Source organism: Kribbella sp. DT2 (assembly GCF_049844575.1).
Taxonomy (GTDB): domain Bacteria; phylum Actinomycetota; class Actinomycetes; order Propionibacteriales; family Kribbellaceae; genus Kribbella.
In genome coordinates this window covers 451,705-469,498 of the sequence record NZ_JBNCLH010000004.1, presented here as the reverse complement: position 1 = coordinate 469,498, position 17,794 = coordinate 451,705, and the positions used below count along the sequence as shown (strand labels likewise).

The 17,794-nt window shown below is 69.6% G+C and carries 20 protein-coding genes; 7 read left to right on the top strand and 13 right to left on the bottom strand.

Annotated features, from left to right (window positions below; translation table 11 throughout):
• Positions 1-6: 6 nt before the first annotated feature.
• The 4 genes from ACLQ2O_RS20275 to ACLQ2O_RS20260 all read right to left on the bottom strand — a co-directional run bounded on the left by ACLQ2O_RS20275 (position 7) and on the right by ACLQ2O_RS20260 (position 2,842).
• Positions 7-753, bottom strand: a complete 747-nt coding sequence (locus tag ACLQ2O_RS20275; RefSeq protein WP_425833582.1) for an esterase family protein — start codon at positions 751-753, stop codon at positions 7-9.
• Between the two features lie 45 nt (positions 754-798).
• Entirely contained in the window at positions 799-1,329 is a 531-nt protein-coding gene (locus tag ACLQ2O_RS20270; RefSeq protein WP_425833580.1) for an MFS transporter, read from the bottom strand.
• A gap of 141 nt (positions 1,330-1,470) precedes the next feature.
• Positions 1,471-1,731, bottom strand: a complete 261-nt coding sequence (locus tag ACLQ2O_RS20265; RefSeq protein ID WP_425833578.1) for a hypothetical protein — start codon at positions 1,729-1,731, stop codon at positions 1,471-1,473.
• A gap of 73 nt (positions 1,732-1,804) precedes the next feature.
• Positions 1,805-2,842 (bottom strand): alpha/beta hydrolase, encoded by a 1,038-nt coding sequence (locus tag ACLQ2O_RS20260; RefSeq protein ID WP_425833576.1) that lies wholly within the window; start codon positions 2,840-2,842, stop codon positions 1,805-1,807.
• Positions 2,843-2,963: 121 nt separating this feature from the next.
• Here ACLQ2O_RS20260 and ACLQ2O_RS20255 point away from each other — a divergent pair, with 121 nt between their 5' ends.
• Positions 2,964-3,302: an MmcQ/YjbR family DNA-binding protein gene (locus ACLQ2O_RS20255; RefSeq protein WP_425833574.1), complete on the top strand. Its 339-nt coding sequence runs from the start codon at positions 2,964-2,966 to the stop codon at positions 3,300-3,302.
• Positions 3,303-3,537: 235 nt separating this feature from the next.
• Here the strand turns inward: ACLQ2O_RS20255 and ACLQ2O_RS20250 are convergent, their stop codons facing one another.
• A complete protein-coding gene (locus ACLQ2O_RS20250; RefSeq protein WP_425833572.1) occupies positions 3,538-4,275 on the bottom strand; it encodes a response regulator in 738 nt (245 codons plus the stop codon).
• A gap of 10 nt (positions 4,276-4,285) precedes the next feature.
• Entirely contained in the window at positions 4,286-5,620 is a 1,335-nt protein-coding gene (locus tag ACLQ2O_RS20245) for a sensor histidine kinase (protein ID WP_425833570.1), read from the bottom strand.
• 175 nt (positions 5,621-5,795) lie between these two features.
• On the opposite strand from ACLQ2O_RS20245, the gene ACLQ2O_RS20240 reads away from it, so the two are divergent.
• From ACLQ2O_RS20240 to ACLQ2O_RS20230, 3 genes are read left to right on the top strand one after another with little or no spacing between them, the layout of a single operon-like run.
• Positions 5,796-6,515, top strand: a complete 720-nt coding sequence (locus tag ACLQ2O_RS20240) for a M15 family metallopeptidase (protein ID WP_425833568.1) — start codon at positions 5,796-5,798, stop codon at positions 6,513-6,515.
• A 14-nt stretch (positions 6,516-6,529) separates the two neighbouring features.
• Complete coding sequence (locus ACLQ2O_RS20235; RefSeq protein ID WP_425833567.1) at positions 6,530-6,907, top strand: hypothetical protein; 378 nt, start codon at positions 6,530-6,532, stop codon at positions 6,905-6,907.
• 58 nt (positions 6,908-6,965) lie between these two features.
• Positions 6,966-7,352 (top strand): pilus assembly protein CpaE, encoded by a 387-nt coding sequence (locus ACLQ2O_RS20230; protein ID WP_425833565.1) that lies wholly within the window; start codon positions 6,966-6,968, stop codon positions 7,350-7,352.
• Between the two features lie 38 nt (positions 7,353-7,390).
• Here the strand turns inward: ACLQ2O_RS20230 and ACLQ2O_RS20225 are convergent, their stop codons facing one another.
• A complete protein-coding gene (locus tag ACLQ2O_RS20225; RefSeq protein WP_425833563.1) occupies positions 7,391-8,086 on the bottom strand; it encodes a YqeB family protein in 696 nt (231 codons plus the stop codon).
• Positions 8,087-8,237: 151 nt separating this feature from the next.
• On the opposite strand from ACLQ2O_RS20225, the gene ACLQ2O_RS20220 reads away from it, so the two are divergent.
• The 3 genes from ACLQ2O_RS20220 to ACLQ2O_RS20210 all read left to right on the top strand — a co-directional run bounded on the left by ACLQ2O_RS20220 (position 8,238) and on the right by ACLQ2O_RS20210 (position 11,517).
• Positions 8,238-9,251, top strand: coding sequence for an ornithine cyclodeaminase family protein (locus tag ACLQ2O_RS20220; protein WP_425833561.1), 1,014 nt, complete (start codon positions 8,238-8,240; stop codon positions 9,249-9,251).
• Positions 9,251-10,651: an aromatic amino acid lyase gene (locus ACLQ2O_RS20215; protein WP_425833559.1), complete on the top strand. Its 1,401-nt coding sequence runs from the start codon at positions 9,251-9,253 to the stop codon at positions 10,649-10,651. Before ACLQ2O_RS20220 ends, ACLQ2O_RS20215 begins: the two co-directional genes overlap by 1 nt.
• A gap of 95 nt (positions 10,652-10,746) precedes the next feature.
• Positions 10,747-11,517, top strand: a complete 771-nt coding sequence (locus ACLQ2O_RS20210; protein WP_425833557.1) for a DUF2382 domain-containing protein — start codon at positions 10,747-10,749, stop codon at positions 11,515-11,517.
• A 103-nt stretch (positions 11,518-11,620) separates the two neighbouring features.
• Here ACLQ2O_RS20210 and ACLQ2O_RS20205 read toward each other — a convergent pair whose 3' ends face one another.
• Genes ACLQ2O_RS20205 through ACLQ2O_RS20180 form a run of 6 tightly spaced genes read right to left on the bottom strand, consistent with a single transcriptional unit; the run spans position 11,621 to position 17,664 of the window.
• A complete protein-coding gene (locus ACLQ2O_RS20205; RefSeq protein WP_425833555.1) occupies positions 11,621-12,388 on the bottom strand; it encodes a polysaccharide lyase family 7 protein in 768 nt (255 codons plus the stop codon).
• Positions 12,389-12,439: 51 nt separating this feature from the next.
• On the bottom strand, positions 12,440-13,399 hold the full coding sequence (locus tag ACLQ2O_RS20200; protein WP_425833553.1) for a D-2-hydroxyacid dehydrogenase: 960 nt from the start codon (positions 13,397-13,399) through the stop codon (positions 12,440-12,442).
• Complete coding sequence (locus ACLQ2O_RS20195; RefSeq protein ID WP_425833551.1) at positions 13,396-14,385, bottom strand: hydroxyacid dehydrogenase; 990 nt, start codon at positions 14,383-14,385, stop codon at positions 13,396-13,398. Before ACLQ2O_RS20195 ends, ACLQ2O_RS20200 begins: the two co-directional genes overlap by 4 nt.
• Positions 14,385-15,512, bottom strand: coding sequence for a hypothetical protein (locus tag ACLQ2O_RS20190; RefSeq protein WP_425833549.1), 1,128 nt, complete (start codon positions 15,510-15,512; stop codon positions 14,385-14,387). Before ACLQ2O_RS20190 ends, ACLQ2O_RS20195 begins: the two co-directional genes overlap by 1 nt.
• Positions 15,506-16,792, bottom strand: coding sequence for a glucarate dehydratase family protein (locus tag ACLQ2O_RS20185; protein WP_425833547.1), 1,287 nt, complete (start codon positions 16,790-16,792; stop codon positions 15,506-15,508). The genes ACLQ2O_RS20190 and ACLQ2O_RS20185 overlap by 7 nt, the downstream gene beginning before the upstream one ends.
• On the bottom strand, positions 16,789-17,664 hold the full coding sequence (locus ACLQ2O_RS20180) for a 5-dehydro-4-deoxyglucarate dehydratase (protein ID WP_425833545.1): 876 nt from the start codon (positions 17,662-17,664) through the stop codon (positions 16,789-16,791). Before ACLQ2O_RS20180 ends, ACLQ2O_RS20185 begins: the two co-directional genes overlap by 4 nt.
• Positions 17,665-17,794 lie beyond the last annotated feature (130 nt).

Below are 17,794 nucleotides of genomic sequence, written 5' to 3'. Positions count from 1 at the left end.
GGTCTCCTAACAGAATCGGGGTAGGTGGTGCGCCAACTGCTTTCGCCACCACGGCCAGTCGTGAGCTACGTCGTGTCCCCACAGGTCCAGCTCGTGGGGGATGCCCTTCGCCGCCAGCAACGCGGCGGTGGCGCGGGCCGAGGGCAGTGAGCCCGTCGGGTGCGTCTCCCAGTCGCCCTGACCGACGGTGAGCACCAGGAAGATCCTGCTGCGCAGCCACTCCAGGTGGTCGCCGTCCAGGTTCGGCAGGTAGTCGGCCGGGTTGCTGAAGTACGTCGCGTCGCCGCGGTCGCCCCACGCGTGCCAGCTGGCCGCGTCGTAGTTGCCGGACTGGCAGATCGCGATCGGGAACAGGTCGGCCCGCTTCAGCGCGAAGTTCAGCGCGTGGAAGGCACCCAGGCTGCAGCCGGTGGTGATGATGTCCGAGGCGCCGGGAGTGTCGGAGCCGATCGCCGGTACGACGTGGTCGAGGATCCACGACTCGTACAGCCCGTGCCGTCGCGCGCGCTCCTCCAGCGGGATGCCGCGGTCGGACCAGCTCACGTGGTCGAAGGAGTCGACGCAGTACAGCTTCACCCGGCCGGCCTCGACCAGGTCCGCGACGGCGCCGACCATGCCGTTGTTCTCGTAGTCCCAGGCGCGGCCCTGCTCACTGGGGAAGACCAGCACCGGCCGGCCGTAGTGGCCGTAGCGGATCAGAGTGCCCGGCCTGTCCAGCCCCGGCGCGTCCAGTTCGACCTGCTCACGTTCCACCCGGCCTCACCCCTTCGCTGTCCTGCCGGTAACCCTCGCACGAGTTCAGGTCGGCTGTCTGGTCCCCGCGCGTCCCGCGACCGGTCCGAGCAACGCGACGACTACAGCCAGTACGGCGACGCCGGCCAGGGCGGCAGGCAACGACCACACGCTGGACGCGGCGCCGACCGCGGCCGGGCCGAGCAGGAAGCCCAGGTAGGCGATCGTGGTGACCGTGGAGATCGCTCCGGCCCGCCGCTCGGGCCCGGCCCAGGCACCGGCCATGCTGATGATCGTCGGCGCGCAGACCGACGTACCGAGTCCTGCGATGCCGATGCCGACGAGGGCGACCCAGGCGTTGCCGGCGGTGGCGGCCAGTAGCGAGCCGACGGCGGCAACGGCGCCTCCGGCAACCAGTAGCTGGGCTGGGCGGAGTCGGGCGAGCAGGGCGTTGCCGCTGATACGTCCAGTCGCTGCTGCGGCGGCGAAGACGGCCGGCGCGCTCGACGCGAGACCAGGTGCCGCGCCCAGCGAGGTGTCGAGGTGTACGGCGCTCCAGCTCTGCCAGGCGTTCTCCACGACGTACGCGAGTAACAACCACCGGCAGCACGACGCCGGTGGCACCGGTCGATCAGTGGCCGGTGAAGCGTATCGAGACGAGTGCGCTAACGCCTGCAAGTGTCTTGAGCACCCGCACGACTCTAGGACCGAGTGCGGTTCAGCTGTCGGCTGATCTGACTAGCCCAAGGCCCGGAGGAGCCATGGCAGATAGGGAGGCCGGTTGGTGTCCCACTCCAGACAGACATAGGTCTGGATACGGTGCTGCCACACGAACAAGTCGCCGATCTTCTTGCAGTCGGCGTACGTGTCGTGCCATGAGTCGTTGTACCAGACTGCCTGCGGCGACATGTCGGTGGCGGGTCGGGCAGTGGCGTTGGTAGCAAAGCTGGATGTCAGGGCGAGGGTCGCGGCGACGGCAAGAATCATCTTTCGGATCATCTGAGGCTCCGTTTCCGAGGTCGATGACTCTCAGTCAAGCTGACCGTACTTTCGTGAACCTTTCGGCGCACTGTCATTGCCAGACGCGCTGCAGCAACTCCGTGAGACAAGGGTCGAACACGTCGCGCCAGGCGGTGAAGTTGTGCATGTCCGGGGTCTCGTTGAAGTCGACGTCGAGGCCCAGCGTGTCCAGGTGGGCGGCCATCACGCGGTTGTTGTGCACGTTCTCCTCCGGCGTCCCGGCGGTCATCGCGATCTCCGGCGTGCTCGGTGCGGAGGTTGCCGCGAGCACCTGGTTCACGAAGCCGGTGACCTCGGCGTAGTACTCGAAGCCGGACTCCTGCGGATCCGTGGTGAGCGTGAAGAACGAGCCCGACTGGAGGAAGAGTCCGGCGAAGGTTCCGGGGTGGTTCCACTCGGCGTACAGGGCGGCGAGCGCGCCGAGGCTCGCGCCCATCAGCACGGGCTGCTTGCTCTTGTACCGCGTGGTGATCGCGGGCAGCACGTGCTCGGTCAGCGTCTCCGCGTACGACGGGTTGGCGGCGTACCAGAGGTTGCGCGAGCCCGGCCGGACCAGCGCCAGCCGGAACGGCGGAAGGGTGCCCTCGGCCACCATCGCGCCGGCGAAGTGCGTGAGCCCGGCGTACAGGGCGAACTCGGGGCCGTCGTGGGACAGCAGCAGCGGGAGCTCGAACGACGGCGCGATCCCGTCCGGCGCCCAGACCTGGACGTCGACCGGCCCGACCGGTGAGGTCTCGACCGGCAGCGGGGTCAGGCTCGACGCGATCGGCTCGACCGAGATCCAGGCGGGCTCGACGTACCCGGGCAGCGGCAGCCACGAGTGCTCGCCGAACGCGCCGCCGACCACGCGCGGGTTGGTCGGGTCGGTCCGCATCCCGGTGTCGGCGATGTCGAACAGGTACTCCATCCGGTGCACCGACGGCCGCGGGAGGCGCAGCTCCCACCCGTACTCGACCGGTTTGAACTCCAGTTGCTCGGCCGCGAGCCCGAGCTCCTCCCAGAGTCGTACGCCGGGCAGCGCGTGCTCGGGGTCGGCGAGGCGGAACACCACCTCGGCCCCCTCGACCGCGCTCGTCACCTGATCAGGCATCCGACCACGGTACGTGCCACGCTCAGGAACCCGGCAATCCCAGCCGCAAACCGATGCCTCGACCTGATCACTGACACGCGATGTCAGGTATCGGCGCTACCGTCGGCCGGGAGGAGGCGTCATGGTGGAGCTGAGCGACATCCGGGCGGCGACCGAGGGGCTGCCCCGCAGCTACGAGGTGCTGGTCCGGGACAGCATCAAGTACCGGGTCGGGCAGATCGTCTATCTCGCGGTCTCGCCGGACGAGAAGACAATGGGCATCGCGTTCCCGAAGGAGGAGCGCGACGCCGCGATCGCGGCCGAGCCGGACAAGTTCTTCCGCCCGCGGCCGTCCGACGAACGGTTCCGCTGGATCCAGGTCCACCTGGACGCGATCGACGCCGACGAGCTGCGCGAACTGGTCCTGGACGCCTGGGGGATGGTCGTCCCCAAGAAAGTACGCGCCGAGGTCTTCCGGTAACAGTCAGTGGCCCTGGGCAACTATCTCCTCCCTGAGGATGAGGCCCCTGCGGCCTGGGGGCGACTTCCGTCACAGCAGGATCGTCCCGGCGGCCGATGGCTGCGGGCCGGAATCCTTGCAGGCTTGGGGGTATGACCGGAGACTTCCTACCCCGCCGCCGCCAGGCGTCGGTGCTCAGCCAGATCCTGACCGTCCTGCTCGTGCTCGCCGTGGTCGCGGGTGCACTCTGGCTGCTCTAGGACTCCCAGCGCACTTCGGCTTCGCCCGGCCGGACCACCCCGGCCTCGTACGCGACGACCACGGCCTGCACCCGGCTCGACAGCCCGAGCTTCGACAGCACGCTGCTGACGTGCGTCTTCACGGTCGTCTCGCTGACGAACAGCTTCGCCGCGAGATCCCGGTTCGACAGCCCACGCGCCATCCACACCAGTACGTCGCGCTCGCGCTCGCTGAGCTGCGACAGCACGCCGATCCACCGGCCCGCGTCCTGCGGCGCCGCAGCCTCGCCTCCGTTCCCGACCTTGCGCTCCAGCTCCACGCACCGCTCGAGCAGCACCCGGGTCGACGCCGGGTCCACCAGCGAGTCCCCCCGATGCACAGCCCGTACGGCGGACACGAGCAGATCCGGATCCGTGTCCTTCAGCAGGAACCCCGAAGCTCCGGCCCGGACGGCGCTCAGCACGTACGCCTCGTCGTCGAAGGTGGTCAGCACCAGCACGGCCGGCTTGCTCTTCCCGGCGGCCTGGTTGGCCCGGGTGATCCGCTCGGTCGCGACCAGCCCGTCCATCACCGGCATCCGGATGTCCATCAGCACGACGTCGGGGTCGAACTGGTCGACCATCCGCAGCGCCTCCTCGCCGTCGCCGGCCTGCGCGACCGTGGTCAGGTCCGGCTCGTGGTCGAGGATCATCGAGAGCCCGGTCCGGATCACGCCCTGGTCGTCGACGACCAGCACCCGGATCTGTTCCGTCATCTCTGCTCCGTCATCTTTGGGGCGGCAACCATGCCTGCACTCTCCATCCACCCAGTGGTCCGGCTGCGACGGCCAGTGTGCCGCCGACAGCCAGCGCGCGTTCGCGCATTCCGATCAGTCCGTTGCCGCGGCCGCTCTCGCTCCGCCGGGCGGTCTCCAGCACGTTCACCGGGGGCGGCCCACCGCTCCCGTTGTCGTCGATGGTCAGCAGCTCGCCCCGCGGCCCACTCTGCCAGCTCACCTGCGCCGCCGAGGCCTTCGCGTGCACCATCACGTTGGTCAGTGCCTCCTGGATGATCCGTACGGCGGTCAGGTCGGTGGCGCTGGTCAGCTCGCGGCTGCGGGTCGGGAGGTTCATCGTGACGTCGACCCCGACGGCCTTGAGCCGGTCGCCCATCCGGGCCACGTCGGCCAGGTCCGGCACCGGAGTCGTCTCGGCGCCGCCGCCCGGCGACGCCGTGTTGAGCACCCGGACGGTCTCGCGCATCGCGGTCAGCGCTTCCTTGCCGCTGGTGATGATCCAGCGCACCGCCTCGCGCAGGGCGGCCGGGTTCTGGTCGGCGACCCGGTCGGCGGCCTGGGCCCGGATCACCACCGCGCTCATGTGGTGCGAGACCACGTCGTGCAGGTCGCGGGCGATCCGGGTCCGCTCGGCGGCCGCGACCCGCTCGGCCTCGATCTTGCGCAGCCGGACCAGCTCGGCGTTCCGGTTCTCCAGCACCAGCATGGACTTGCGCCGGCGCAGGGCGTTCGCGCCGAGCAGCACCATGCCGCCGATCAGCGCCTCGGCGAACACGAACAGCGACACGTCGATGTAGCCGTACAGGCTGTAGAGGTCGGTCGGCAGGTTGCGGTAGCGCCGGCTGATCACGACGTCGGAGTTGGCGAGCACGAGTGCGACCACGGTCGGCAGCCCGATCATCAGCCCGGCCAGGCTGCCCATCGTGAAGAACAGGCAGGTGAAACGCCGGACGCCGCTGGCGGCCGCGACGTACCCGACGACGAGCAGCGGGACGAGGTGGATCTCGGACTGCAGCGCGGCGTTCGCGATCACCGGCTGACCGAAGACGTCGATCCCCGCCTGCGAGGCCAGCCCGGTGCCGGCGGCGGCGTACACGAAGGGGTAGAGCACAGCGACGAACACCAGCGTCGTCCGCGGCAGACTCCGCCCGGCGGCGACCGTGATCACCAGGAAGAGCCCGGTCACCACCGACACGCTCGGGTTGGCCGGCCGCAGCGAGCTGTCGCTGATCACCGCCAGCGCGAAGAACCAGCCGACGCCGATCAGCGCAGCGAGCAGCAGGTCACGCTGCGCCTGCGACATTCCGCGCCAGAGGGTCCACACCTTGCTCAGCGTAGTCGCGGCACTCAGTGGCCGGTTCCTTCGCCCGAACGGGCAGAAGGTCCAACTTTAGGACGAGGCCCCGCGTCGGACCTGCTACCCAGGTCCGACTTCCGGCCGCCCAGGACGGTCCCTGGGAGGGATGCCACCAGCGCCGTGAACCGAGAGGCTGTACCCCATGACAAACGACGAGCCACCGCGGCGGAGCCTGTCGGTCCGCGCCCGGGTGCTCTCCGTGACCGGGATCGCCCTCGCCGCCTCGCTCCTGGTCTGGCACGGCCAGGTCGCGGACTTCCTCGGCTTCGGCTCGGCGGGGGACAAGGCGCCGGTGATCGGTGGGTCGGGAGCGCCCGACGCGAAACCGCCGCGCGCCGACGGCGACGGACCGGGGACGCAGCTCAGCAAGCCGACGATCACGCCCCGGCCGAGGCCCAAGCCGACCAAGCCGACGAACGCACCGAAGAAGCCGAAGCCGACCAAGAGCCCGAGCACCAGCGAGAACGGGCAGTACGACGAGGAGTCGACCGAGGGGATGTCGCCCGTGCTGCGGTCCCGGTTGCTGAAGGCCATGGCAGCCGCGAAGGCCGACGGGGTAGCCCTCAGGATCAACTCCGGCCGTCGTAGTGCCACCAAGCAGCGCCGTCTGCTCGACGAGGCGATCGTCAAGTACGGCTCGTACAAGGCGGCCGTCCGCTGGGTCCTGCCGCCGGAGTTCTCCGAGCACGTCAAGGGCCGCGCGGTCGACATCACGCCGGCGGCCGGCGCGAAGTGGCTGGAGCTGAACGGCTACCGCTACGGGATCTGCCGCCGCTACGACAACGAGCCGTGGCACTTCGAAGCCCTCGTCAAACCGGGCCGCAAGTGCCCGGCCCGCGAACCCTACGCACTCGCCGAATAACAGGAGCGCCCACTATGACGATGACCCTGCCCGTGACCACCACCCGGCGCCGCAACCACCCGGCCGTCCCCGCGCTCTGGCGTCAGGTCGTCCGCGGCGGCGCGCGACGAGAGGACCACGCGGTGCAGCCCGAGCCCGACCGTTCGGCGTACACACAGTTGGAGATCTACGACGCGGTGCTGGCCGCCTTCGACCGGCGCGACGAGGTGCTCGACGTGATCGCCGCCGCCCCGGACCGTCACACCGCCGTACGGCGGGTGCGTGCGCTGCTCGCGGTGAGCCAGGGGCAGGCGACCGCGGTCGTCGACCTGCCGCTGCACCGGTTCACGACCGGGACGCGGGACCGGATGCGGTTGCGCGCGAGCGAGCTGCGCAAGGCGCTGACCCGCTGAGAGGTGTCCGGGCGCGCGCGAAGGTGTGCGGATTTGGGCGGGCGAGGAAGATGGATACGTGATCACACTCGAGCAGGCGAAGCGGTTGAAGAAGGCCGGCGCGCTCTGGGTGCCGGGAGCCGGCGACCGGTTCGTCGTCCCGGACCGGGAGATGGACGACGACGTGTTCGTGGTCAGCGACATGACCGTCGAGGTGCACGACTACCCCGGCGGCAAGGTGATCGGCTTCAACGGGACCACCGAGTGGGCGCTGGACAGCATCGAGCAGCGTGAGGTGATCTGGCTGCCTCGCGAGGAGCAGCTGCGCACGCTGCTCGGCGCGCAGTTCGTCAGCCTGGAGGCCGCCGGCGAGGGCTACACGGTGAACACCAAGGGCGGTTCGACCAGCGGTCCCGACGCCGAGCAGGCGTACGCGGACGCGGTGCTCGACCTGCTGGAAGGCTGAGCCGAGCGCTCGCTCCCGCGCCGCGCGCTCTCCTTCTCTCAGCGGCCCGCCGGGCGCCAGTACTGCTTCTTGTCCTGGTCCCGGACGACGTAGCCGAGCTTGCCGACCTCCGCGCGAAGCTCGCGCAGGTCGTCCTTCTTCGCGTCGGAGAAGGCTTTCGACCGGGCCCGCAGGACGGCGTTGACCGCGGGCGGCAGCTCCGGGTCGTCCTCGACCCAGCGGCGGAAACGGTCGGCGTACGGGTCGCCGCCGTCGGACCACGGGTACCCGTGCGCCCGGAACGCGGCGCCGATCTTCACCGTGTCGCCCTTGAGCTGGTCGTGCTTCTCGCGGACCAGCTCGGCCGAGTCCCGGTCCTGCAGCACCAGTTCCTTGCCGTCCAGGAAGACCGCGGCGACCTTCTCCCGCGCGACGACGGTGGTCTTCTCGTTCTTCAGCAGCTCGACGTCACCGTTGGTGACCGTGATCCGCAGCGTGTCGTCCATCGCCATCGCGCCCAGGAAGAAGCCCGCCACCAGACCGACGGCGATCATGATCAGCTGCACCCACCAGGCGTCCCAGCCGGCGACCAGCTCGAGCGGGCCCTGCCACGGGAACCACCGCAGACCGGTCGCCCAGTCGGCGATCCGCGGCAGGAAGAAGCCGAGCGTGCCGCCGAGCAGCGGCAGACCGCCGTACAGCAGCACCTTGTCGGCCGCCGAGTGCCCGACCACCGTTCTGGTGTCCGTAGGCATGGTCCTGCTCCCTTGGTCGCGGGTCGTCACCGGTGACCGACGCTAACAGCGCGCCACGCCGAGGGTCAGCCGTTGAGACGGTTCGCGATACCGAAGTCGGTGCCTGCGAACCTGGTCGAGACCAAAGTCGCAGTACGAGAAGGAGCTCCGCATGGCTGAGGGAATCTGGTTGCGCTTCCTGTCCGGGCCCGAGATCGAGTCGCTCGGGCTGACCCGGACGGAGATCGTGGACGCCGTCGAGGAGGCGGTCCGCGATCACGGCGAAGGGCAGACCAGCTTCGAGCCGCGGGTGCACCTGGTCCCGGACAACGGCGGGATCGGGCACTTCAACGTGCTCCGCGGGCACCTCAACCGGCTCGGCGAGCACGGCGTCAGCGGGGTCAAGGTGGTCGGCGACTTCGTCCCGAACTACCAGGTCGGGCTGCCGAGCGAGCTGGCGGTGGCGACGCTGTTCGACCCGACCACCGGCGTACCGCTGGCGATCCTGGACGCGACGATGATCACCGCGGCGCGCACGGGTGCGATGACGACCGTCGGGGCGCGGCACCTCGCGCGCCGCGACAGCAAGATCCTCGGGCACGCCGGGGCCCGCGGTACGGCGTGGTGGAACGTGACGATGCTCGACGACCTGTTCGACCTGGACGAGATCCGGGTGACGTCGCGGCGGCCGGAGTCGCGGGAGAAGTTCGCCGAGGAACTGTCGGCGGAGCTGTCGACGCCGGTGCGTGTGGTCGCGACCGCCGAGGAGGCGTTCGACGGCGCGGACGTTCTGGTGGAGGCGACGCGGTTGAACGAGCCGGAGGTGCTGCTGCGCACGGCGGCCGTGAAGCCCGGGGCGTTCGTGGTTCCGTACGGCACGGTGAGCGCGGTCGAGCTGGACCTGCTGGACGTGATCGACAAGGTCGTCGTCGACGACTGGCGCGAGGCGCAGTCCGGTCGCTTCGGCTCGCTACGTCGTCATGTCGACACCGGGCGGCTGTCGCCCTCGAGCCTGCACGCCGAGCTGGGGCAGATCGTCGCCGGTCAGAAGCCCGGGCGGGAGACCGATGTCGAGCGCACGCTGCTGTGGCACCGCGGTCTCTCGCTGCTCGACGTGGCGATCGCCCACCTGATCCTCCGCCGGGCCGAGGAGTCCGAGGTCGGCACGATGCTCAGGTTCCACTGATGCTGATCGACCGCGCCGAAGACCTCACCGTCTCTTCCGCCGGCCCGCTGGAGCTTTCCCCTACGCTCCTGACCTTCCTCAGCTCCACCCGCGAACGCCTGCTCGCCGCTCTCTCCGCCGGTGCGCCCGTCTACGGCGTGAACACCGGCATGGGTGCCATGAGCAAACGCCGCTTGGACGACGCAGAACAACGCGTCCACCAACGCAACCTGCTGCTCGGCCGAGCGGTTGGCGGTGCCCCCTGGCTCCCGTACGCCGAAGCTCGCGCGGTCGTGCTGGCCCGTCTCCGCACTTTCCTGACCGGCGACGCGGGTGTGTCTGCCGAGCTGTGCCAACAGTTGGTTGCCTTGCTCAACAGCGGGTACATCCCTGCGATCCCGTTGGAAGGTGCAGGCTCGGCGGGGGAGATCATTCCGCTTGCTCACGCTTTCGGGCCGCTGGTCGGCATCGGCACGGTGCTGGATGCCGACGGCAACCTGTACCCGGCAACTGAAAGTTCTTTTGAATTGGGTCCCAAGGAAGGGATCGCTTTGTTGGCGGGGGTTCCTGGGGCTACTGGGCGGGTTTGGTTGCAGGTTGAACCCCTGGAACGTCTGATGGGGCGGATGGGGGAGGTGGCTGCGGGGGCTCTGGCTGTGGTGGGGGCCAGCCGGGATCCTTATGACCGGCGGGTGGGGCGCGGGGACGAACTGCTGGCGGCTGAGCAGGCGAGGATTCTTCAGCTTGCTGGAAGCGAGAACTCACCGGGGGCGCTGCAGGCGCCGGTTTCGTTTCGGGTGGCGGGACAGGTGGTCTCGCATGTCAGGCGCACGGTTGTGCGGCTGGCAGAAGCGGTCGACCGTGGGGTGGACGGGGTCACTGACTCTCCGGCCTTCCTCGACGGCGATTTCCTGGGGACGGCCGGGTTTCACGGGATCGACCTGGCGGCGCACTGCGATCACGTGGTGGCCGCGCTGACGCATGCGGCGGAGGTGTCGACGGCTCGGATTCACCGGCTGCTGGACCCTGCGGTGACGGGGTTGCCGGCGCAACTGGCGCGCGTGCCCGGACCGCAGGCCGGGCTCGTCTCCGTGCACAAGCGCGCAGTGGCGACCACGCACGCCCTGCGGCGGCTGTCGTTGCCCGCGGCAATCGGCGCGATGGAGACGTCCAACGGCCAGGAGGACGTCCAGACCTTCTCCTGGGAGGCGGCCGGCAACCTCACAACGGCGACTCGGTTGGCGCGCGAAGTTGTTGCGGCTGAGTTGCTGGTCGTGCATCAGGCGTTCGCGCTGTCCGAGCGGGACATCCCTGCTGGACTGGGGGATCTGCACGCCGCCGTCCGAGCGGTGGTTCCGCCGATCGACGAGGACCGGCCGCTCGGTGTTGATCTGCAGGCGATTCTCGACCACGTGATCTGAGTGCTCTCGGCAACGGACTGTTTGCGCACGGTGACGCCGGGTACCCGGCCGTCGTACACAAGTTGCCGTCGACAAGCAGAACGGGGATGAACCAGATGAGCACCGCGCAGGAACTGGAACGCACCATCGGGCAGGACGTCTACGACGTGGAGGGCCAGAAGGTCGGCACCGCCGCGAACCTGTACGCCTCGGACCTGTCCGGCGAGCCGGAGTGGGTGACGGTGAAGACCGGCCTGTTCGGCAGCAAGGAGTCGTTCGTCCCGCTGGCCGGCGCCCGCGCCGAGCAGGACGGGCTGCACGTCGGACAGCGCAAGGACCTGATCAAGGACGCGCCGCGGATCGACGACCAGGGTCACCTGTCGGAGACCGAGGCGAGCGAGCTGTACCGGCACTACAACATGCAGGCCGGTGGCATGATGCCCGGCCAGAACATGGGCACCGACCGCGGCACCGGCAAGAACCCGGCCGGCAAGAACAAGGACATGAAGGGCACCGGTCGCGAGGAGATGGTCCGCTCCGAGGAGCGGCTGCGCGCCGGCACCGAGACGGTCGAGACCGGCAAGGTCCGGCTGCACAAGCGGGTGGTGACCGAGGAGCAGCAGGTCACGATCCCGGTCAGTCACGAAGAGGTGCACGTGGTCCGCGAGCCGATCGAGAACGGCCGCGCCGGCGGCAAGATCGGTGAGGAGGACGTCGAGGTGACGCTGCACGAGGAGCGTCCGGTGGTCGCCAAGGAGACCGTCGCGGTCGAGCGGGTCGGCCTGGACACCGAGACCGTGCGCGAGGACAAGCAGGTCAGCGAGAAGGTCCGCAAGGAGCAGGTCGACATCGTCGACGACGCGGATCCGAAGCACCGCAAGCGCTGAAGTGGCGCGGGCCCGGGGAGCGAGCCCGGGAAGCCGGCTCGGACTGGGCCGGAGAGCGCGGGGCCGAGGATGCTTGGACAGGCATCGTCGGCCCCGCTCCGCGTCAGCTGTGGCTGACGCTCACGTTGTACAGCGTGGTTTGGCCGTAATTGCTGGTGTCGCAGGGGGACGAGTTGGTGCAGTTGGCCTGCGTGTAGACGCCGGCCTTGAAGTAGCCGGTGGTGAAGCTGACCGGGATCGTGGTCTGCAGGACGTTGTTGTAGTAGGCCTTGATCGACCCGTTGCTGACCACGAACTTCGCCTGGAAGCGGGTGCCGAGCACGTAGTTGCTGGTGACCAGCTTGTACTTCGTGTCGTTGTCGCGCGTGACGTACAGGCTCGACCCGTCGATCCGGAACGTGGACCGGTCGTTGCCGTCGTGGATCTGGCCGGCCACCACCTGGCGCTTGGTGTTCGGCAGGCGGTCGATCGACTGGTCGATCACCATCGTGTGGGTGCCGGAGTTCGACGACCACTTGATCTCGGTGGTGCCGTTGCTCTCCATCTCGCGCAGCTCGGAGCGGGCGTAGCTGGTGTTCGGGGTGGTCACGCCGTTGACCGCGTTGCGGAACTGGACGCCGTTGCACGACGCGTTCGGCGTGAACCACGGGTTGACGACGTACGTGTTCAGTCGCGGCCGGCTGATCTGCAGGACCTGGGTGCCGGACTGGTTCGGGTCGTCCAGCGGGAGCTGGAGCTTCCACCGGCTCAGGTTGAGCACCTCGGCCGGGTAGGTGCAGGCTGGGACGGCGGTCGCCGTACCGGCGCTGGTCAGGGCGGCGGCGCTCGCGGCGAGGGCGGCAAGAAGGGCAAGGGGGCGGGTACCACGCATGGTCGAACTCCTTCTTCGGGGCGGTTTATGAGGCGGTACAGAACCTCCGGGTCAGAACCACTGGGACTTGTCCACGACGTTGATCAGCTCGTCACCGGCAAGGAAGCGCCGGCAGTTCTCCACCAGTACGGCGTACCGGCGCTCGGTCGCGTGCGGCCCGGCTCCGGCGACGTGCGGGGTGAGCAGGACGTTCGGCCGGTGCCAGAGCGAGTGATCGGCGGGCAGCGGCTCGGTCTCGTAGACATCGAGCGCGGCGCCGCGAAGCTCTCCGGCCGCGAGCGCGGCGTCGAGATCGTCGAGCCGGACGGTCGGACCGCGGCCGACGTTGACGAAGAACGCGGATCGCTTGCACTGCTCGAGGAATCGCGCGTCGACCATGCCTTCGGTGGTCGGAGTGTGGGGCACGGTCAGGACCACCAGGTCGGCGTCGGCCAGCTGCTGGTCCAGCGTCTCGACCGGCTGCACCGCGCTGAAGCCAGGGGCCTCTGTCCGACGGGCGTCGACGCCGGTCACCGTGGTACCGAAGGCTGCGAGCAACCGGCCGATCTCAGCGCCGACCGCGCCGACGCCGATCACCAAGGCGGTTGCCTCGGACAACGGCACGACCGCCTTGGGATCCCAGTCGGGGTTCCATCGCGCGCGGGTCTGGTCCTGGACGTAGCGCGGCAGGCCGCGGGTCAACGACAAGATCAGCGCGAGCGTGTGTTCGGCGACGTGGTCGGTGTACGTCGCGCGCATGTTGGTGACGACGAGCGGGTGCGCGACGAGCTCGGGGTAGTAGAAGCCCGGTGGTGGCCCGGCCTGTGGGGCCTGCAACCAGCGGAGGTGGGGCGCCGCGGCGAGGAGGTCGGCAGGGAGGACACCGTAGGCGGCATCGGCGGTGCGCAGTGCGTCCTCTACCTGTGAGGGATCTGGACTGAGAACGGTCAGGCCAGGGACGTCCGCCGTCAGGCGATGGGCCCAGCCGGCCTCGCCCTCTCGATGGGGCGGAACGATCGTCAGGGTGGTCACGCGGATCTCGCCTGGGCCGACTCGAAGGCCTCGTGCTGCAAGGGCTCTCCGGCGACGTACCGGGCAAGCTCTTCGGCCATCAGTCGCCCGTGCCGGCGGCGCTCGGTGTTGAGGGTTCCGGCCAGGTGCGGGGTGACAACGACGTTGGGGAGCGTGAAGAGCGGCGATCCCGGCAGCGGCGGTTCGGGGTCGGTGACGTCGAGGACGGCGAACAGGTCCGGACGTTCCTGGAGTACGGCGATCAGCGCGTCCTCGTCGATCAGCGCGCCGCGGGCGGTGTTGATCAGCGTCGCGTCGGGCTTCATCGAGCGGAGCAGGTCGGTGCCGACGACCTTCCGGGTCGCGGGCAGGACCGGGGCGTGCAGGCTCACCACGTCCGAGGTGCTGAAGAGTTCTTCGAGGGAGACCTGACGGACACCCAGCGACGCGGCGACGGCGGGGTCGACGTACGGGTCGTACGTCTGGAGAACCACGTCGTGCCGGGACAGCAGACGGGCCGTCGCGCGGCCGGTCGCGCCGAGGGACATCAGGCCGACGACGGAACCGTTCGCGCCGGGTTCGTTGGTGGCGCGCGGCAACGATTCGCCCCGGGCGCGCGAGCCGAGCACGTAGCGCCAGCCGTGCTTCAGCGCGTAGAGCACCTGCGCGAGCGTGAACTCGGCGACCGACGCGGCGATCACCTCGTTGGCCGTCGTGACGCGGACGCCTCGGGCCCACGACTCCGGAGTGACGATCGCGCGGACCGATCCCGCGCCGTACAGGACGAGCTTCAGCCGGGGCGCGGAGGCAAGGACCTCGGAGGTGAGTTGTGGTCCGCCCCAGGAGGTGACGAGGACGTCGACGTCGGCTAGCAGTTCAGGGGTGAGATCGGCGGGTGTCAGCGGCGGCGCGGTGATCTCGAGGTGCTTCTCGAGCGCCGCGCGCTCCTCCTCGCCGTACACGTCGGGGAACCGGGCCAGATCCATCACGTACAAGCCGTTGAGCATCACTTCACCTCCTGGACGGCGGCGCGGATCGCCGCCTGACGGGCCGGCGAGGCCAGGCCGGCGTGGTAGTAGCGCACCTGCTCGGCACCCGCCGACACCAAACGGCCGACGAGTGACGGCAGGTCGCCGGGCCGCTCGCCGAGAGCGTTGACGTTGGCAACCAACGGTACGTCGGTGCGCGCCGCGGCCGCCTTGAGCCGGCCGATCGCAGGCTCCGGCTCGTCCCAGCACTTCAGCGTGTACGCCGTCGGGGAAGCCGCGGCGAGGTCGAGCCCGACGTCGGGCCCGGTGACCTGCGGATCATCGGTTGCCATCAGCAAGATGTCCCGATCGCCCGCAAGTGCGGCGATGTCGTCGACCAGTCCGCTGATCACCGCGGTGCGATGGTTGGCGACAGCCCGGGCCAGCTGCGGGCCCAGAGCATCGATCAGGTTGTCACCGGCAAGTACGCCGTGCTGCAGCTCGCGATCGAGCAGCATCCGGATGCGTGCGGAAAGCTCGTCGACCGGCAGCACGTCGGCGCAGACGGAACACACACAGATCGACAGCAGATCCCGCGCACACGGCGACAGGTCCGCACCGCTCGTCTTCTCGTGCGCGCTCAGGTGGTCGAAGCCGAGCCAGCCGCACGCCTCCAGCATCAGCGCCGGTACGTCGTACTGGTCGCAGACCTCGCGGACCAGCGTCAGCGCGTACTCGCGCACGTCGGGCTGCGCCGGGCAGAGCGCGTGCGCGAACCGTTCACCGTACGCGTTGCGCACGGTGAGATCCGGTGCGGAGCGGCCGAGGATCGACGAGTGCGTGAGCACCATCCAGGCCTCGGTCCGCAGCCCGGCGGCGGTCAGCGCGTTGTACGCCGTACCGAAGCGGTCTTCGTCCTCGACCGCCCAGGTCGGCGCCGGCGGACGAAGCCGCCCGCTCCAACGCTCCGGCCGCAGCCGGAAGTACGCCGCCGCGTGCTCGGCGTGGACGACGCGGTGCCGCGGGTGCCAGGCGGTCGTCGCCCGCACCGAGTGGTACGCCGCCTGCAGCGTCACCGTGTCCACCCCGAGCGAGGCGATCCGCTCGGCGCCGGCCGGATCGCCGACGAGGTCCCACGTGTAGGCGAACGCGCCGTGCCTCACCACCGCGGGATCACCGGGTCCCAGTCCGGCTGGACCGCACGCATCGGCGTGATGTCGTCGCGGGTGTCGAACCCGCACTTCTCGTACTGCTCGGCCAGTCGTGCCAGCGAGTCGAGGTCGAGCTCGACCCCGAGGCCGGGTCCGTCCGGGACCTTGACCGCGCCGTCGGTGAAGCTCAGTACGCCCTTCTGGACCACGTCCTCGACCAGGTACGGGTAGTGGGTGTCGCAGTCGTAGGTCAGCTCGGGCGTCGCGCCGGCCAGGTGGGTCATCGCGGCCAGGCTGATCCCGAGGTGCGAGTTCGAGTGCATCGACAGGCCGATCCCGAAGGTCCGGCAGATCCCCGCCAGCTCGCGCGACCGCCGCAGCCCGCCCCAGAAGTGGTGGTCGGACAGGATCACCTGGACCGCGTCGACCAGCACCGCGGGCTTCACGTGCCCGAACTCTGTCACACACATGTTGGTTGCCAGTGGCATCGAAACCTCGCGAGCGACCGCGGCCATCCCGTCGATCCCACCGGTCGGGTCCTCGAGGTACTCCAGCACGCCGTCGAGTTTCTTGCCGACGGCAATGCTGGTCTCGACGGTCCACCCGGCGTTCGGGTCGAGCCGGAGCGGATGGTTCGGGAACTCGTCGCGCAGGGCGAGGATCGCGTCGGCCTCGTCCTGCGGCGGCAGGACGCCGCCCTTCAGCTTGAGCGACTTGAAGCCCCAGCCGTCGACCATCTTGCGGGCCTGCGCGACGATGCCCTCGGCATCCATCGCCTCGCCCCAGGCGTCGGTCGCCTCGCCCCAGGCGTCGGTCGGGTAGTCCGGCAACGGTGTGTGCGCGGCCGGCTTGAAGAACAGGTAGCCGCTGTACGGGACCGCGTCGCGGACCTTGCCGCCGAGCAGGTCGACGACCGGCCGTCCGAGCGCCTTGCCCTGCAGGTCCCAGCACGGGATCTCGAACGCCGAGAGCACCGTCATCACAGTCTTCTCGTCGCTCGCCTCGCCGACCAGCCCGTGCGTCGCCAGTCCCGCGCTCGCGCCGAGCGTCTCGCGGATGATCCGCTCAAGTCCGTTGAGGTCGAGCACGTCGAGGCCGGTGAGCCGGGGTGCGACCTTGCGCAGCGCGGAGAGGATCGCCAGGTCGCCGTACGTCTCGCCGAGACCGGTCAGGCCCTCGTCGGTGTGCACCTGGAGGATCGTGCGCAGCGCGTACGGCTGGTGCACGCCGTGGATGTTGCGCAGCGGCGGGTCCTTCATCGCGATCGGGGTGAGGTTGACGTCGGTGATCTTCATGCGGCGGCCTTCCGGACGACGGTCAGTCCCTGCTCGATGATCTGGTCGAGTTCTTCCAGGTGCTCCGGCAACGGGTCGGTCAACGGCGAGCGCACCGGTCCGACGTCGACGCCGCGACGCCGTACGGCGGCCTTGACCAGCGAGACGGCGTACCCGGCGCCCTGGTCGCGGAGCTTCACCAGCGGCAGGTAGAACTCGGTGAGGAGCTCGTCGAGACCGGCCTCGTAGGCGTGGGCGATCTCCGGCGCGAAGCAGTGCACGGCCGAGGAGTACGCCTTGACGCCGATCGCGGCGTACGAGCGGGCAGTCACCTCGGCGGTCGGGAGCCCGTTGAAGTAGGTCAGGTCCGGCGCGACGGCCATCATCCGCTGCAGCAGGTCGAGATCGCCGATGCCGTCCTTGAAGCCCTGCACGCTCGGGATCCGGGCCAGCTCGGCGACCGAGTCCGGGGTGAAGACGGCGTTGTCGCGCTGGTACGCGATCAGCGGCAGGTCGGTCGACGCCGCGAGTGCGCGGAAGTGGTCGAGCAGACCCTGCTGCGAAGGCTTGATCAGGTACGGCGGAAGCACGAGCAGGCCGTCCGCACCAGCCTCGCGCGCTGCGGCGGCGTACTGCTTGGCCATTGCGGTGCCGTAGCCGGTGCCCGCGAAGACGGGGAGCGCGCCGGCGGTCTCGGCCACGGCTGCGCGGACTGCTTCGGCGTACTCGTCGAGGGTGAGCGAGAAGAACTCGCCGGTGCCGCAGCAGGCGAAGATCGCGGCCGGGCCGGCGTCGATCTGGTGCCGCAGGTGCTCGCGGTACGGCCCGAGGGCCAGCTCGCCGGCGGCGTCGAACGCCGTCACCGGGAAGGACGAGAGACGGTCCAGCTGCATGGAATCACCCTTCGAGAACTTCGGTAAGCGCTTGCCGATCGACGGTAGTCCTCGGCTGCCGCGCTGGCAAGAGGTCGTCTGAAAGCGATTTCAGATCGGTCGGAGCATTCCGCTGAGCGGGCGCGGCGGT